Below are 14,885 nucleotides of genomic sequence, written 5' to 3' on the forward strand. Positions count from 1 at the left end.
TGTCTAGTTTAACGGTTGGATTTAGACAGGTAGCGAGATCATGCACTGCCGCAATCCTTTCCCACTCCCTGACCGTCTTGACGCGAAATTGCTGCCGGTCGTCACACTTTGGGAAAAGCTAAAGCGCGGCGAGAATGGCATGCCATTTGGCGACGACCTTGAGGTGCGTGCGCTGTCGAAATTGCCCGGAAATCCATTTCTGTTGACCGTGTTTCTCTCGCCCGAACGCTACCGGATCGAATTCGCCTGCGACAACCTGAGGCAAGAGATTGCAGCTGGCAGTTTTGTCGACGAGATGCCGCAGAACGTCAATTTCAGCTATTTGCGGGCTCAGAGCAGTGCCACTGTAGAGGCTGCCGAACCAACGTTACTCCGGCTCACCCAGTTTTCCGGGTACAGTTTCTCCAGAATCCTGCTGCCACTGTGGGGCAATGGACAGGTCGATATGCTTTTGGGTGCTATCGATCGCTACGCTGTAGTCGACCGCTCTTGAATGCTTGGACTGTCAATCGCCGGTTCTATTAACGTTGGAACGTCTTCGAGATGGCGACAAGGATGTGAGATGGCCTTGTCCCGTTCGGTCAAAGAACACGGGTTACGAAGGCATCTATGACAAAAATCTCCACGCCTGCGGTAGTAGATCGAATTGCTCCGAGCAGCGCGCCTGCAGCCTCAGACGGTGGACAATTTGTGCTCGATGCGACGTCACCATTCGGCAGGGCGAACCGCTACACGCTCTCGCTCTTCAGCGGCGCACGAGAAATGTTGTTGGATGAAATGCTATTTGCCAGCAAGGAGTTCTTCGAGCGGATCGTTGCCGAGACCACGATCTTCAACGAGTTGCTAGCGAAATTGGCAGAAGCGCACGCAGTCCGAGATTACGCCACGATGTACCGGGAGCGCGCACAACACCAGTTGGACTTCGTTCGCCGGGACATGGATCGGATTCTTAAGCACGGCCAGCGCGGCGTTCGTGACCGCGCGGGTCGATATGGCCTTGTCCGAAAAGCTCGCGGGGCGCAGCGCGCGCACAAGTGTCAAGCTAACGCCCGTCACGAGATTAAGCGAGGTGATCAACGGCTCAACGTGCGGGTCGGACGCGGTTGGGACAGATACTGCATGGATTGTGCCCGGAGGATCGTCGAGGGTAGCCTGGGCCTGGGGTGAGGCGCTGGTAGCGGCTTTAGTGCTGGAGGCAGGTCGGAGGGCGTCCACAGAAACCATTCTTCCGCGCCTCGTAATCGTGATTGGCGGCATTCTTCAGAGCATCGGCGGCTAGCGTGCCGATGAACTGAGACAATGAGCGGCCCGGTGCGATGGCGAGACCGCCGTCGCAACGGTGTACAGGAAGATCTCACCGTGACTCGTTGGCGAGCTGCGCAGCAACAATGATTGGGGCATTTGTGTTGAAAACAACACGATCCGGCCATTTCCGCTCTGAATAAATGTGAATGACTGGCAAGTCGGCGTGCGATGTTTCCGTAGCGGGCGGTTTCGGTAGATATGCATCCGCAATAAACATCAGCGCGAACAATACTACGCCAACTGTGAGAAAATATCGTAGCAGAGGCATGGCCATCACTCCATCCCGCTGAAACGCTGCAGCGCGGCCTGCTCCTCGGATAGCTTTACCTCAATGTAGCAGCGTTCGGCGTCCGTTAGATGCGTCTTAAGTAGCCGCTGATAGCGCAGGATATTGTTGCGGTGTGCACGAATGAGCGCAATCTTACTGTCCGACACGGTTTGTGCCTCGGGCGCGATTGCAAGTCTTGCTCGGTCGGCGAATGACGAGCACTCCAGTGTCTGTGGCGGTTATCCGCTCCGAACGTGCTGCTCTCCACAGACGCGCCTGCTGCTCCAGCTTAGCGACCCAAGCTTCGTCGACGGCTTGTCGAACGTGAGGCGGTATCATCTCCTGCATAAAAATCTCCAAGGCGCTCCTGCTGGATGCGATCACTGATTCAACGCCGTGTGCTGGAAATGCGCACCACGACCGGACTCCCATTCTTGTAGTGGTCCCAAATGTGAGCGCCGAAGAGTCCGACGCTGACCAGCGCAAGCGAGATCGTGATCATGACAACGCCTTCCTATTGCTGTGTGCTGGTGAAGTAGCAGACGAGGATAGGCTCTTGAAATTGCGGGAACCTGCGTAAGTGCTTTCCCGTAGAAATATAAGTCCAAGCCGAACCGTCGGCGGAGGGTAACCAGCGCCGTGCCATGCGCCGTCGAACCTAGCCTCTAGGCCCCGGCTCGGATCAGCAAAATAAAAGAGGCCGCCAAATGAGGCGGCCTCTGCCGGACGTGCTTAGTATGAAGCCCGTCCTCCGTTGCGCAACTAGAGACATAGGTCTGGCCAGACGCTCGCAACGTGCTGGGAACGATGCCCGAGCTTGTCCGAGGCAGTCTTTGATAGGCGTCAATGACTCAGAGTTGGCCGCCATTCGCCTTCCGGCGCATCTGATTACATGCGCCTTCGATGAACTTTGCGAGCCACTCGAAATTGATGAGCAGGCTTTCCGCCTGCCTCCGCTCAGGCGATCCAAATTCGAACGAATCGGTTAGCCGCCGTTGACGTTCTGCGCGCTCGCGGCACGCCGTGGCTCTGCTCTCGGCGAACTCAAGCTGCTCGCGTTCGTGGCCGAGCTTTCTCTCTTCCTCGATCAGTATTCGGGTGACCGTCGCTTTAGTTGCGTCCGGTGTGTCGTGGGCCTTCAGGAGGCCCAAACAATGGTCGATGTTGGCACGCGCGATAAACGGATCATCCATGGACGCTAATCCCCAAGCTTCATCCTACTTCTATGCTGCTCCGGCTTCGTGACAGCGGCGAGTCAACTTCGCGAGAAAAGTTGCACCCTGGAACTACGGACTTTCTCCGCGCAATGTGCAGTTTGTGCCAGCTTAGCCGGGTGGAAGCCGAATTGACCTCGCTCAAGTTGCGGAGGCTGTAGATCGGCTAACCTGTATTTGCGTAGTTTCCCCCTACGCGAAATGCCCCCCCGAAGGCCGCTGGCGCCCAAAGGCCAGCGGCATCTTCGCTTTAGGGGGAGCCGTTCATGGCGAGCCAAGGGACTTCAGGATACTCTGAGAGCCGACCTTCCCGATGGTCATGCAGACCGTCAGCTATGGGCCAGAAGCAGACGTTCGGATGCGGAGCATCTATCTAAAGCTGTTGGCGCGTCGCTGCGTTGATGGAATAGCAGAGGTGCGCCTTCGGGCCACCGTCCTTAAAAGCAAGGCAGGATCATCACCCAGAGAGGCATTGAGCAAAACAGGCACCACAGCCCGATGACGACCACGAACACCGAGTTCAAAGGAAAAATGTAAGAGGCAGGTTTGTTTTGGTAGTCCCAACCCTTCGACGTTAGAAAGCGCTTATAGCTATCCGCGCCGCTATCGTAGATTCTTCGAGTAAAGTCCCTCCATCGAAGAACAATGAAGCAAATCCAGATCGTAGGAAAGCCTGTAAAGAAGCCCACAATCACCCACAACGATGTAGCCTGACCATTCTTGGCGTAGATGGTCCAGGCTGGACATTGGCTACCAGGATGGACGAGGGCGAGAATGCAAATAGCGATCCCCAACCACGCTAAGCAGATGGCTGCTCCCCAACCAGTAACCTTGCGGCAAAAATCTGGATCGAAATCAAAAATAGGCTCGCGCTCGTTCATAGGATGCATTGTATCGATGGCGCACTAGCCGAGTCAAAGCAGCCTATTTCGATTGCAGGAGTAGGTCGAATTGTTCGGGGAGCAAAAGGTCCGCTTAGGGTCACAAGCCGACCAAGGCGGTCCGTTTGATCTTGGTCCGCTTCCCCCCGCAAAGCAGACATTGCAGCGTTCTGAGCAACGGTCGGCTATCCGCGCGGGCGGGTAGATTCTAACTGCAGCAAGAGAAAACCGGTGATGCCGGAACCGACAGCCATCCAACTAGCCAAAGCCGTCGCGAGGACAAGTCGGGCATACTCGTCGTCGAAGCTTGCCGTTACAAGCCAAACCGTGCCGAAGGCAAAGGCGGCAAGGAGCGCACTCGGTCGACATAGCCGTCGCATCGAACATGTGGCGTACATGTATCGCAATCGATCGGACGGGGCTTCGTTCCTACGGCCCCACAAGCCCAGCGGCCCCAATGCTTGCGTGCACTGCAGCGCGGTAGTTGCAACAGTGATTGCTGGGCAGCCCCGCGCAATCCTTGTCACTGTCGACCGTGTTTGTCGTGCGTCTGGGAGAGCGGGCGCGCGCGCCGTGGACTAAATTGATGAGGATCAAAACCGTTACCGCGGACGTGCTCGATCATTCCACAATGGAATGGGAATCGATATCAACGGCGCCCTTCGATCGGGACCTTGAACTTGCCGTTCTCGATTACGAGGGCGCGCACGCGCTTGTCTTTCCGTGCCGACGCGTTCTGCGCGTTGGGTCAAGGCCATGACCAACGAGCCTGTCGACGTGCACCCGACCCACTGGCGTGATTGGGGCGGCTCGGTTAGCCCTCTTTCCTCGTCTGCTTCTTGAGAAGAGCGGCCAGCTTCTGCTCCTCTTCGGCCAACTCACGCTCAATGACGCGGCGCTTTGCTGCGTCCGTTTCAGTCTCAAGCATCTTCTTGAAGTGCTCGATGTTGGCTCTTGCGATCCGGTCGGCCATTGCAACCTTTTGCCTGCTCCACTCCTGCAGGTAGACTTTAACCCCCGCCACGACCGCCGCAAGTTCATTCTGGGAGGAGGTCTCTGCTTCGGGTGACGGCAACAAGCCCCGCAGGTGCTTGGGGTAGGCCCGCTCGCGACAATGGACCGTCCGTCGATCGTCGTCTTTTCCCGGATTCACAGTTCGCTATGCTCGGGGCATGTCTTGGGGAGCCAAGGGCATGAAGCAGGCCGGGCCGAGCACGATTGTTTACCTCGCGCTGGCGGCGGGGATCGCGCTTGCTGTCTGGAGCACGCCGCAGCCGAGCCATCCTGATCTGGGTGGCATACAGAGGCATCGGTCGCCGGTGCCGTGACGGGGGACGCCCGGCCCAAACGCCGCCTTACTGACTGGATAAGGGCCGCCTGTGCGGTGAAGATCCGATGGCTATCTGCCCGCCAGCCCGCTGCTGTGAACGGCTGTAGCATGCCTCCCGGCGTCTCCAATCGGGCATCGGAGTCGCCTCTGGAGGGGCAAGACCGTAGTAGTGGTCCGGGTAGATGCGCGCCCTGGGGCGCGCCGCCCAGCCTCAAGCAATCGCGATAAAGAACGTCCTCGATCTCACCTGATGATCCGGTACGTCTTTGCGTGCTTCCTTTCGCGCGTGTGCAGTCGGCTCTTGATGGCGGTTGAGCGCCCGCATCACGCCGATGCGCGCCAGCATCGTCGGGCCGCCGCGCGCCACTGCAGCTCGGCGGCGCTCAGACCGATGGAGGGCAGGCGCAGGATTTCCGAAAGTTTGAGCGCGGTCTCCCTCGCCGAGCCCAGGGCCAAGCCCCGGGCCGCCACAAAAACAGCTGAAGCCTTCGCGAGATCATCGGCAATCTCGGACCAGTCGAGCGCCATCGCGCGGTGCAGCCGCTCAGGCAGCCTGTCGAGGGCCGACCGCAGCACACGATCTTCCGCCAGTTCGGCAACAAGTCCCACGCTGGCGGCCATCGAGCCGATCACGGTCTTCGTCGCCGCTACGGAGTGCTCCTGGCCGGCTTCGATCGGGATGACGAACTCGGCTTCGTCAGCCACTGGTGACGACGTCGCATTGACGATGGCGATAGTCCGGGCGCCCGAGGCGCGCGCTGACCTGGTCGCTGCGACAAGATCCGGGCTGCGCCCCGATTGTGAGATCACAATGAACAGCGCATCACGCAGCATCAGAGGCGTGCGAAATGCCGTGATTACCGAGGGAGCGCTGGCTGAAACGGGAAGGCGAAGTCGCGTCTCGACGAGGTATCTTAGGAAAACCCCGGCATGCCCAGAGCTTCCCCGGCCACACACGACGCACAGGGGGATGGAGCCAGTCCCAAGCCGCTGTGCGATGTTGCGCGTCGTGGGGCGGCTGCGAACAAGGTTGGCGACAACATCCGCGCTTTCCCCGATTTCGCTCGCCATCGCGGATGTCTTCACGGCTCAATCGCTCCGCCTCGCCTGCGCTCCGCCGCTCGCTTGGTCCCGGTCACGAGTCTTGGCAAGCTCGACAAACACACGCCGAAGATTGCCGTCGCACTTCGTCAGAACGGTCTCCGCATCGGCCCTATCGACACCCAACGCCAGAAGGACTGCCGTCTTGATGTCTCCCTCGGCCTGCTCAAGCGAGTGTGCCGCGTGCGCCGGATCACAGTGCGCGATTTGCGCCACCATAGCCTCGGCGCGTCGCTTCAGCTTGGCATTTGTCGGCGGCATGTTCACCATCATGCCGCGATACACCCGGCCAAGACGCAGCATGATCCCTGAGGAGATCAGGTTGAGCACAACCTTCTGAGCGGTACCCGCCTTCATCCGCGTGGAGCCGGCGATCAGCTCGCGGCCGGTCTTGATCAAGATCGGAAACTTTGCCGATGCCAGCAGGGTGGTGCCCGGGTTATTGGCGATACCGATCGTCTCTGCGCCGAAAGAGCCTGCCTGCTGCAGCGCCGCCACCGTGAATGGTGTGGTGCCGCTGGCAGCAACGGCGATCACCACGTCATGCGGCGTCAGCCGCGCGGCATTGACTTGCGCGACCGCATCACCGACGTCGTCCTCTGCGCCTTCGATGCTGGTGACGAATGCGCTGTCACCGCCGGCGACGACGAAGCGGACGCGCTCGCTGGGCCAGGCGAAGGTCGGCGTCAGCTCGGCGCCGTCTTGGACCGCCACCCGGCCTGAGGTGCCGGCACCGACGTATACAATGCGACCGCGATCGCCCAACGCCATCTTGGCCGCTTCAGCCGCCGCCGTGATCACGGGAAGGGCATGGCCGATCGCGGAGACTGCCGCAAGCTGGCCCTCCCACATCGCTTCCATCGCTGACGCCAGCGGCCATGCATCAAGGTCGGCAAATCGGAGATCGACTTCTTCCGTGGCCGTATTGTTGATCCAAGCGCCATCAAACGCGGAACTTTGAAGCCTGTTCATAGTCAGTTTCTCTCTTGGGGAGGTCCAGCCGCCCTCGCGCCATAAGTAACGCACCGGCCACTGCGTCGCCGTCAGGACGTCGCAGGCGGGCGCGTAGATCAGGCGTTAGCCATGGCACAATGGCATCCGCGAGCCCGCCCACCAGCGCGACCCGGTCAATTCCTCTCGCCAGGAACAGATCAAGTAGATCGCCAATGGCATCGGCCGCACGTTCGACATTGCGGCGGCCGACCGGATCGCCCAGGTTGGCGTGCCGCACCACGATCGGCGCGAACGCAGCGTAGTCCGTGGCTTTGGCTTCTTCAGACCAGGCCACGGCCTGATAGGGATCATGATCAAATGCTTCCAGCACCTCTGAAAGCAATGAGGTCAGCTCGCCGCGGCGATCCGCAGCCCGCAGCGCCAGTCGAACAACCTGCAGGCCGATGTCGGCACCGCCACCTTCGTCCGACACGGGAAAGCCGTAACCGGCGAGACGGATTTCGCGCCCGTCGATCAGGCCGACACCCACCGAGCCTGTACCCGTCACCGCGATGGCTCCGTCCGCGCCGCTATAGGCGCCGAGACAGGCCGCGAGGCCGTCGCTGATGAAGACAGCGGACGCAAAGGGATGGGCGATCTGGTTGAGCGCCGCTTCCGCGCCCCGGCGACCAATCCCGGCAAGCCCAATTCCGGTGTGCATCCGCGCGAAATCCTCATGCGTCAGTCCGGACTGTGCGGCCGCCAGTTCGGTGGCGTCCATGATCGACCGCCAGGCCCTCTCGATGCCAATCCGCGTCGTGGCAGGTCCCGAACTTGCCTCGCCGAGTAGCCTGCCGTTTTCGTCCTCGATCCGGGCGCGGCAGCGGGTTCCACCGCCATCATTGCCGAGATACGTGGTACCTTTTGTTCCCATGGATCGTTAACGCGAGTATTTAGCTCCGGGTCCTCCGAGGCCGGTCGTGTACATATAAGGTCCCGTGCGGCAGCGGGCGCGCTTCACGAGTCCGTGACTGTCATTCTTGGATCAGCACTGATGGGCCAAGCCGTCTTTCTCTCGATTGCCGCACAGCACATCTTTGATGGTGCCGACATGCGCGGGCCGGGGTTGGTCAGGATCTCGCAGGGGCGGATTGAAAGCGTTACCTTCGGCGAGAAAGCGCGCGCTTCAATCCACCTTCCCGCAGACGCGATTCTTGCACCTGGATTCATCGACATTCAGGTGAACGGAGGCGGGGGCGTTCTTCTCAACGACCAGCCAACGGAAGCTGGCATTCGACGTATCGTGGCGGCGCACGGCAAGGCGGGGACCACGGGCTGCTTGCCAACCCTCATCACCGATCGAAGCGAGGTCATTGAGCAATTGGCGCTGGTAGCTCAGGCGTGCCTCGAAATTCCTGGCGTACTCGGCTTTCATCTGGAAGGTCCGGCTCTCAACAGATCTCGCAAGGGCATTCATCCGGAAGCCGAGATACGCGTGCCTGATCAGCGCGAGCTCGCCGCCATCACGAGTTTCGCGGGCCGCGGCCGCTCCATTGTGACGCTGGCCCCGGAATGCGTTCCCCCGTCCATGATAGACGCATTGATCGGCGCCGGATTGCGTATCTCTGCCGGCCACAGCGACGCCGCCGCGGCCGAAATCCGGCCAGCGGTCGATCGTGGTATCTCGGGGGTGACCCATCTGTTCAACGCCATGTCGCAGTTGAACGCCCGGGAGCCGGGCTTGGTGGGCGTTGCGCTTGAAGATGATCGGCTGTTTGCAGGAATCATCTGCGACGGCATTCACGTTGATCGCGCTGGTTTGCGTGTTGCCTTCCGCTGCAAGGGACGCGATCGATTGATGCTGGTCACTGATGCCATGCCATTGGTGGGTACGGACGATCGGAAATTCTTGCTGCAGGGAAGGCCGATTACATTGCACGAAAATCGCCTGACCGGCCCGGATGGCACGCTCGCTGGCGCTCACCTCACCATGATCGAGGCGGTGCGCAACGCCGTTGTGCTCGTCGGTATCTCCCTTATCGACGCCCTTATCATGGCTTCCCGGACGCCCGCGACATTTCTGGGTCTTGAGTCCGAGCTTGGACGGATCGCGCGCGGATACCGCGCTGATCTTGTCGCCTTTAATCCGAACTTTGAGGTCATCGACACATGGATAGGCGATGTCGGCTCGATAGCGGAGCGAGCGTGACCATCTCACGAGGTTAGATGCGGAGCTTGACGAGATGCGTCCGTCCGATCTCGAGTCGCGGTTTACCTGCACGGCTTGTGGCAAGCGAGGCTCGATCATTGGTTCGGTAGACGTGCTGCCCACAATGAGCGCCAGTTGTCGGCGTTGATCTTCACGCGTGTGACGCACGTCACAGCAACCGTCGCTTGGAGTTCGTATCCATCCTGCACCAGGTGGCAATGCAGCCGCCGGCAACAGGAGGAAAGCAGATGAAGATGACGAGCATTCATGAACTGTCAGCCGACGAGCTGGGAGCAGTTTCGGGAGGTAAGCCGTCCAGCCCGGTCAGTGTTCCCGCAAATGCGTTCGACAAGCTGCTGGCGGCTATCGACAAGAATCTCGCGATGGTGAAGGAGCTAAAGCCGGGCGGCTACCTTCCACCCGGCTAAGGCAGTGACCCTGCATCGATGAGTTCAGTGTCCAAATCCGGCCTCGGTGCTCGCTGCCCACGGAAAACGCCGCTGGGAGTCATTCTCCCTGCGGCGCATTTCGCGCCACGACTTCGCTCCGCCTTGCGCGGACCACGGTAGTTATCCCTCGATGATGAGGCGACCAAGGACAGGCCCGCTCGGCGTCAGCGAACTTGTTGAAGGGTGATCCGGACCCTTGAGCCGCAGGCAATATTCAGAAAGTCGGGGCGATATGACGCAAAAAAAACGGCTCTCCATGCAAGCGAGGTCCACCTCGGCTCTCGTTTCTGATGACGAACGAATAATCATCGCTGCTTGCGATCCAAATCTCCAGATCGCCCGGAGTGTCGATGCGGCGGAAGTGCAGCGCATTTCACCCTCCTCATTCGCAGGACAGAGCCTACTACAGGCCGCCACTTCTGCCTCTTCATCAAGTGCGCGTGAAATGTAAGGTCGTTCACATTTGAAACTGACGAATTGCTCTAAGGGCTAACAACTTCGGTGTCGGAGGAATTCGCGATGCCATTAATCAGCGCCGAAAGCTGGTTCAGTTGTCGGCATGCTCATCGTATTGGCGGTTGCCATTGCGGCCGTTCGTTACGTGGAGTGGTCATCGAACGCTAATCTGGCCCGATTCATGAGTCAGACTGAGTTGGCCGCGGCTGCCTCGGTTCCGACTCTGCCGCCCAAGGGACGAACTGCTGCGAGCAGGGCAATAAGTCTTCGGTGCTTTCTCTGCCGCTCGAATGACACCGGGTCAACTGTGCCCGGTTAATTTCCCAAGAAAACTGTGCCGCCGGGACCAGCCCCAAAATGCGTTGTCATGGCGGGGCGGGACGCGCTCCAGCTCAAGGTCGAACGACCTACCGGCGCGTGATCCCAGTCACAGATCAGCGGCTCGGCTTGTTGCATGATCCCTTAGTGATGGATGCCCCATCACTTAAAGCAAAGGAGATTCAACATGCCGAGCATCAACCACGAATTGTCCCTCGATAACCTGGAGCAGGTCTCAGGTGGCAACCCAGCCCTGGTCGCGTTTGGATTGGGCGTTCTCGCCGGTGTTATCGGCAATGCTGTCTACGACGGGCTGAAGTCGGGCGCCATCACTGCGCCCGCCTGTGGTCTAATGGGGAGCGCCGGAAAATATGCTGGTTGCCCCACCTAAAGGCGCGCCTCCGTCTGATCGCAATCCGCGGCGCGCGGGCCTGCCTTTAGAAGCTGAAGCGCAAGTCGATCGAAATCCCGCCAAGGGAAGCCCGCGCGGGAGACGGATCGGGATCAACAGGCCTGGCGAAGCGCTCGATCGCCTGCGATACGATGCGTTCCGCGGTGGCTGAATCGGTGATGTCCCCGGCTACGGCTAGGATTTCGGGATCGGACGAGGACCTTATCGAGCGGGAATTTGCGACAACGCGAAAATCGCGATCGCGATAAGCCCTGACGAGGGCTTCACCGATACCCTGCGACGCGCCTGTGATGATTGCGACTTTCTGACTAGCACCCATGATGGGCCTCCATGTTAGATCGAACCGGCGCAGGGCGCCCGCACGTTTGTTCCGTTACTGAGCGGTCCAGCCGCCATCGACCGAGATTGCCGTGCCCGTGATCTGGTCTGCCGCTGGCGAGCAGAGGAAGGCCACTGTGCCGCCAAGCTGTGAGGGAGAGACAAACTCAAGAGACGGCTGTTTCTCAGCCAAGATGTCCTCGGCCGCCTCCTTCTGGCTTATGTGTTTTTGGGTAGCGATATCGCTGATTTGCTTTTCCACTAGAGGCGTCCGCACCCAGCCTGGACAAACCGTATTGCAGGTGACGCCGCTGCCCGCGGTCTCTAGGCCGACCACCTTTGTTAGGCCTACCAGTCCATGCTTGGCTGCGACGTAGGCGGCCTTGTGGGTCGACGCGACCAGGCCGTGTGTCGAAGCGATGTTGACGATCCGTCCCCAACGCTGTTTTTTCATCTGGGGCACCGCCGCGGCAATCCCGTGAAACGCGGCCGACAGATTGATGTCGAGAATGGCATTCCACTTGGCCGCAGGAAATTCCTCAACGGGCGCGGTGAACTGGATGCCGGCATTGTTCACCAGGATATCGAGACGCCCGAATGTCTCGATCGTTCTGGCGATCAATCCGCGCACGGCTTGTTCCTTAGACATGTCGGCACCGTCGTAGATGACGCGCACGCCGTGCTCACGCTCGATGTCGCCGCGGATCGTCTCGATTTCGCTCGCATCGCCGAAGCCGTTCAACACCAGGTCGGCGCCGAGCCTGGCTAATTCCTCGGCGATGCCGAGCCCGATGCCGCTGGTGGATCCGGTCACGATCGCAACTTTGCTTTTCAACATGGGGAGGGTCCTTTTCGGTGCTGGAGAAATGAAATCTGCGTTGAGGGTCAGTGGGCGCCGCCGGCATCGAGGCGATCGGGCTTTTTGAGCATCAGGGCCGCCGCCAAGGCGACGATCTGCGAGACGCCGAGCAGAAAGAAAGTGTCGCTGAAGCCGAGGATGAAGGCCTGCTTCTGGATGATTTTGCCAATCGCGACATAGGCGTGATGAGCTGCATCGACGCGGTCGATCACGCCGTGGCTCATGAAATATTGGGTGAGCTGGTCGAGGCGGGTGCGGGTCGCCTGCTCGAACATCGTGACCTGCTGCGTGAGGACGTTGGAATGATATTGCTCGCGCTTGGTCAGCAGCGTTTGAAGCGCGGCGATGCCGATCGCGCCACCAAGGTTGCGCATCATGTTGAACAAGGCGGATGCAGATCCGGCGTTCTCAGCCTCGATTCCGGCTGTGGCGACCGCCGAGAGCGGCGCAAAGACCAGGGCTTGACCAAGGGCTCGGATGACGTTCGGCCAGAAGAGCTGATCGGCCGCGTAGTCATTGGTCATGTAGATGTTCAGGAAATTGGACCCTCCAAAGAGTACAAAGCCGGCGCCGATGACGAGGCGTGGATCGAGCCGTTGCATCAGGCGGGGTACCAGCGGGATCAGCACGAGCTGCGGCAGGCCGGTCCAGGCCAGCACCATGCCAATCTGCTCGGAGTTGTAGCCCTGGATGCGCGACAGGTAGACCGGCAGGACATAGACGGAGCCATACAGCGATACGCCGAGCAAGAAGTTCGCGAGCACGCCGAAGCCGAAATTGCGACGGAACAGGATTCGCAGGTTGAGCAGCGGCTTCTTTGCGGCGAGCTCTATGGCAAGGAACAGCGTCAAGGCGACCCCGGCAACGATGGCCAGTCGAACGATGAAGGGCGAGCCGAACCAGTCGTCCTTGTTGCCTTCCTCGAGCACTGTCTGAAGCGCGGCGAGCCCAATCGCCATCGTGGCGATTCCGGCCCAATCGCCTTCGCGCAAGAGGTGCAGCCGCATGGGCGTCGCCTCCAGCGATGCGTAGAGCATGGTGATCATGACCGCACCGGGCATGACGTTGACGTAGAAGACGTACTCCCAGCCGAAGTTCTCAGTGAGATAGCCCCCGATGGTCGGACCGATCGCGGGCGCGAATGTCGCCGAAATCGCGAACATCGCCAGCCCGATCGGCTGCTTGGGTTTCGGCAGCAGCGTGATGATCAGTGTGAACGCCATGGGAATCAGCACGCCACCGGTGAAGCCCTGTACAGCGCGCAGCACGATCATCTGCGGTAGGTTCTGGGCGAGCGCGCAGGCCGCCGAAAACACCAGGAACAGGAAGGCATTGGTAAGCAGATAGATGCGGACCGAGAACACCTGGGCGAGCCAGCCGCTCAACGGGATGACGACGATCTCAGCGATCAGATAGGAGGTCGAGATCCATCCGCCGTCGTCGATGCCTGCTCCGATCCCACCCTGAATGTTGGCAAGCGAGGCATTGACGATCTGGATGTTGAGGACCGCCATGAAGGCACCTAGCGTCGCTCCGGTCACCGCGAGCCAGGTTTTTGCGGATACGGCGGGAGCGCCAGCTGGCGACCGGTGGTCACTGGGCACGGCATCGATCGCGGTTTGCAGGGTCGTCATGGTGTCTGCTCAGGTGCGCAAGAGGTTGGTTTTTCAGCCGCGGGGCTTGCCGCCACGCGAGGCGAGCCGCTTCTCCGCATCGCGCTCCGCGACAACGGCCGACTTGGTATCGATGGTCGGCTCCGCCGACATGCCGGGGCGCAGGCTGCCGTTCAGGCTCTGGTCATCGAGCACGATCTTCACCGGAACCCGCTGCACGATCTTCGTGAAGTTGCCGGTGGCGTTGTCCGGAGGCAGCAGGGCGAACTCCAGGCCGCTCGCCGGCGAGAGGCTATCAACATGCCCCCTCAGCCTGGTTGCGTGGAAGCCGTCGATGCGCAGCTCGACCGGCTGGCCATTGCGAACGTGGGTGAGTTGGGTTTCTTTGAAGTTTGCGACGACATAGACTGCATCCAGCGGGACCACTGCCATGAGCTGTGTGCCGGCCTGCACATACTGGCCGACACGGAGCGTGCGCGCGCCGACCGTGCCATCGACGGGAGCGGTTATTTGCGTATAGGACAGGTTCAGAGAAGCCTGGTGCTGGACCGCGCGTGCCCGATCGAGTTGTGCGACAGCCTGCGCGCGCTGGGTGGCGAGCGCCTCGACCTTCTTGTTGGCGGCGAGCAATCCCGCCTTGCCTTGCTGCAGTTGGGCGGTCTGCGAGCGCAACGCCGCGTCCGTCTGCTGGGCGCGCTGTATTGTCCCAGAGCCAGACTTCATGAGCTCGTCGTAGCGGGCACGCTCCTGCTGCGCGAATTTCAGGCCGGCTTCGGTCGCGTCGACCTCGGCCGCTTGCTGTTGAATCAGCGGCTCCTGCAATTCGATCTGCGCATCGATATTCCTCACTGTAGCTTCGGAAGCTGCTACGTCGGCCTTGGCCTGGTTCAGCGCGGTCTTGAGGTCGCGGTCGTCAATGCGAGCCAGCAACTGACCGGATTTCACCGGTTCGTTGTCGGTCACCAGGACTTCGGCGATGTAGCCGGAAATCTTCGGTGCGATGATCGTCGAATCGGCTTTGACGTAAGCATCGTCCGTCGTTTCGAGGTAACGACCGGCCGTGAGGTAGTAATGGCCGTAGGCTGTAGCGCCGGCGACGCCGAGCGCTGCGGCGAACGCGAGCGCTGCGCGCTGGATCGCCTGGCGCGATGGAACAAGGCGGACTCCTACCTTGTCTTCAGGAGCGTAAGAAGTTGTCGACATGGCTGTCTCCGAAAGC

15 protein-coding genes and 1 pseudogene are annotated in these 14,885 nt (G+C 60.4%); 5 read left to right on the forward strand and 11 right to left on the reverse strand.

The window, feature by feature from the left end:
- Positions 1-40 precede the first annotated feature (40 nt).
- Positions 41-493 (forward strand): hypothetical protein, encoded by a 453-nt coding sequence (locus ACVISU_RS35690; protein ID WP_456710073.1) that lies wholly within the window; start codon positions 41-43, stop codon positions 491-493.
- A gap of 116 nt (positions 494-609) precedes the next feature.
- Positions 610-1,167 carry a hypothetical protein gene (locus ACVISU_RS35695; protein WP_456710074.1) on the forward strand — a complete coding sequence of 186 codons (558 nt, stop codon included), beginning with the start codon at positions 610-612 and terminating at the stop codon, positions 1,165-1,167.
- Between the two features lie 187 nt (positions 1,168-1,354).
- Here ACVISU_RS35695 and ACVISU_RS35700 read toward each other — a convergent pair whose 3' ends face one another.
- The 7 genes from ACVISU_RS35700 to ACVISU_RS35730 form a co-directional block, all read right to left on the reverse strand.
- Entirely contained in the window at positions 1,355-1,579 is a 225-nt protein-coding gene (locus tag ACVISU_RS35700; protein ID WP_456710075.1) for a hypothetical protein, read from the reverse strand.
- 845 nt (positions 1,580-2,424) lie between these two features.
- A complete protein-coding gene (locus ACVISU_RS35705) occupies positions 2,425-2,766 on the reverse strand; it encodes a hypothetical protein (protein WP_456710076.1) in 342 nt (113 codons plus the stop codon).
- A 458-nt stretch (positions 2,767-3,224) separates the two neighbouring features.
- On the reverse strand, positions 3,225-3,668 hold the full coding sequence (locus ACVISU_RS35710) for a hypothetical protein (protein WP_456710077.1): 444 nt from the start codon (positions 3,666-3,668) through the stop codon (positions 3,225-3,227).
- 814 nt (positions 3,669-4,482) lie between these two features.
- Positions 4,483-4,743, reverse strand: a complete 261-nt coding sequence (locus ACVISU_RS35715) for a hypothetical protein (protein WP_456710078.1) — start codon at positions 4,741-4,743, stop codon at positions 4,483-4,485.
- Between the two features lie 579 nt (positions 4,744-5,322).
- Entirely contained in the window at positions 5,323-6,069 is a 747-nt protein-coding gene (locus ACVISU_RS35720; RefSeq protein WP_456710973.1) for an SIS domain-containing protein, read from the reverse strand.
- An 18-nt stretch (positions 6,070-6,087) separates the two neighbouring features.
- Positions 6,088-7,071: an N-acetylmuramic acid 6-phosphate etherase gene (locus ACVISU_RS35725; protein WP_456710974.1), complete on the reverse strand. Its 984-nt coding sequence runs from the start codon at positions 7,069-7,071 to the stop codon at positions 6,088-6,090.
- Entirely contained in the window at positions 7,043-7,966 is a 924-nt protein-coding gene (locus ACVISU_RS35730; RefSeq protein WP_456710079.1) for a BadF/BadG/BcrA/BcrD ATPase family protein, read from the reverse strand. The genes ACVISU_RS35725 and ACVISU_RS35730 overlap by 29 nt, the downstream gene beginning before the upstream one ends.
- A gap of 120 nt (positions 7,967-8,086) precedes the next feature.
- Between ACVISU_RS35730 and nagA the strand changes: the two genes are divergently transcribed.
- From nagA to ACVISU_RS35745, 3 genes are all read left to right on the forward strand, one after another.
- Complete coding sequence (nagA, locus tag ACVISU_RS35735; RefSeq protein ID WP_456710080.1) at positions 8,087-9,241, forward strand: N-acetylglucosamine-6-phosphate deacetylase; 1,155 nt, start codon at positions 8,087-8,089, stop codon at positions 9,239-9,241.
- Between the two features lie 248 nt (positions 9,242-9,489).
- The gene (locus ACVISU_RS35740) at positions 9,490-9,669 is read left to right on the forward strand and encodes a hypothetical protein (protein WP_229193884.1); all 180 of its coding nucleotides are present in this window, start codon (positions 9,490-9,492) and stop codon (positions 9,667-9,669) included.
- A 982-nt stretch (positions 9,670-10,651) separates the two neighbouring features.
- Positions 10,652-10,855 carry a hypothetical protein gene (locus ACVISU_RS35745; protein ID WP_456710081.1) on the forward strand — a complete coding sequence of 68 codons (204 nt, stop codon included), beginning with the start codon at positions 10,652-10,654 and terminating at the stop codon, positions 10,853-10,855.
- Between the two features lie 121 nt (positions 10,856-10,976).
- On the opposite strand, the pseudogene ACVISU_RS35750 reads toward ACVISU_RS35745, so the two are convergent.
- The 4 genes and pseudogenes from ACVISU_RS35750 to ACVISU_RS35765 form a co-directional block, all read right to left on the reverse strand.
- Positions 10,977-11,195 (reverse strand): annotated as a pseudogene (locus ACVISU_RS35750) (SDR family NAD(P)-dependent oxidoreductase); the annotation flags it as partial.
- A 54-nt stretch (positions 11,196-11,249) separates the two neighbouring features.
- Positions 11,250-12,032 (reverse strand): 3-hydroxybutyrate dehydrogenase, encoded by a 783-nt coding sequence (locus ACVISU_RS35755; RefSeq protein WP_456710082.1) that lies wholly within the window; start codon positions 12,030-12,032, stop codon positions 11,250-11,252.
- Positions 12,033-12,079: 47 nt separating this feature from the next.
- Positions 12,080-13,687, reverse strand: coding sequence for an MDR family MFS transporter (locus ACVISU_RS35760; RefSeq protein ID WP_456710083.1), 1,608 nt, complete (start codon positions 13,685-13,687; stop codon positions 12,080-12,082).
- Positions 13,688-13,720: 33 nt separating this feature from the next.
- Positions 13,721-14,869 carry an HlyD family secretion protein gene (locus tag ACVISU_RS35765; RefSeq protein ID WP_456710084.1) on the reverse strand — a complete coding sequence of 383 codons (1,149 nt, stop codon included), beginning with the start codon at positions 14,867-14,869 and terminating at the stop codon, positions 13,721-13,723.
- Positions 14,870-14,885: the final 16 nt, after the last annotated feature.

This window comes from Bradyrhizobium sp. USDA 4452 (assembly GCF_054063575.1).

What these genes read in the sequence shown, in the direction of transcription:
- ACVISU_RS35690 (WP_456710073.1), top strand. Translation starts at nt 41, where the DNA reads ATGCACTGCCGCAATCCTTTCCCACTCCCTGACCGTCTTGACGCGAAA.
- ACVISU_RS35695 (WP_456710074.1), top strand. Translation starts at nt 610, where the DNA reads ATGACAAAAATCTCCACGCCTGCGGTAGTAGATCGAATTGCTCCGAGC.
- ACVISU_RS35700 (WP_456710075.1), bottom strand. Translation starts at nt 1,579, where the DNA reads ATGGCCATGCCTCTGCTACGATATTTTCTCACAGTTGGCGTAGTATTG.
- ACVISU_RS35705 (WP_456710076.1), bottom strand. Translation starts at nt 2,766, where the DNA reads ATGGATGATCCGTTTATCGCGCGTGCCAACATCGACCATTGTTTGGGC.
- ACVISU_RS35710 (WP_456710077.1), bottom strand. Translation starts at nt 3,668, where the DNA reads ATGAACGAGCGCGAGCCTATTTTTGATTTCGATCCAGATTTTTGCCGC.
- ACVISU_RS35720 (WP_456710973.1), bottom strand. Translation starts at nt 6,069, where the DNA reads ATGGCGAGCGAAATCGGGGAAAGCGCGGATGTTGTCGCCAACCTTGTT.
- ACVISU_RS35725 (WP_456710974.1), bottom strand. Translation starts at nt 7,071, where the DNA reads ATGAACAGGCTTCAAAGTTCCGCGTTTGATGGCGCTTGGATCAACAAT.
- ACVISU_RS35730 (WP_456710079.1), bottom strand. Translation starts at nt 7,966, where the DNA reads ATGGGAACAAAAGGTACCACGTATCTCGGCAATGATGGCGGTGGAACC.
- nagA (WP_456710080.1), top strand. Translation starts at nt 8,087, where the DNA reads ATGGGCCAAGCCGTCTTTCTCTCGATTGCCGCACAGCACATCTTTGAT.
- ACVISU_RS35740 (WP_229193884.1), top strand. Translation starts at nt 9,490, where the DNA reads ATGAAGATGACGAGCATTCATGAACTGTCAGCCGACGAGCTGGGAGCA.
- ACVISU_RS35745 (WP_456710081.1), top strand. Translation starts at nt 10,652, where the DNA reads ATGCCGAGCATCAACCACGAATTGTCCCTCGATAACCTGGAGCAGGTC.
- ACVISU_RS35755 (WP_456710082.1), bottom strand. Translation starts at nt 12,032, where the DNA reads ATGTTGAAAAGCAAAGTTGCGATCGTGACCGGATCCACCAGCGGCATC.
- ACVISU_RS35760 (WP_456710083.1), bottom strand. Translation starts at nt 13,687, where the DNA reads ATGACGACCCTGCAAACCGCGATCGATGCCGTGCCCAGTGACCACCGG.
- ACVISU_RS35765 (WP_456710084.1), bottom strand. Translation starts at nt 14,869, where the DNA reads ATGTCGACAACTTCTTACGCTCCTGAAGACAAGGTAGGAGTCCGCCTT.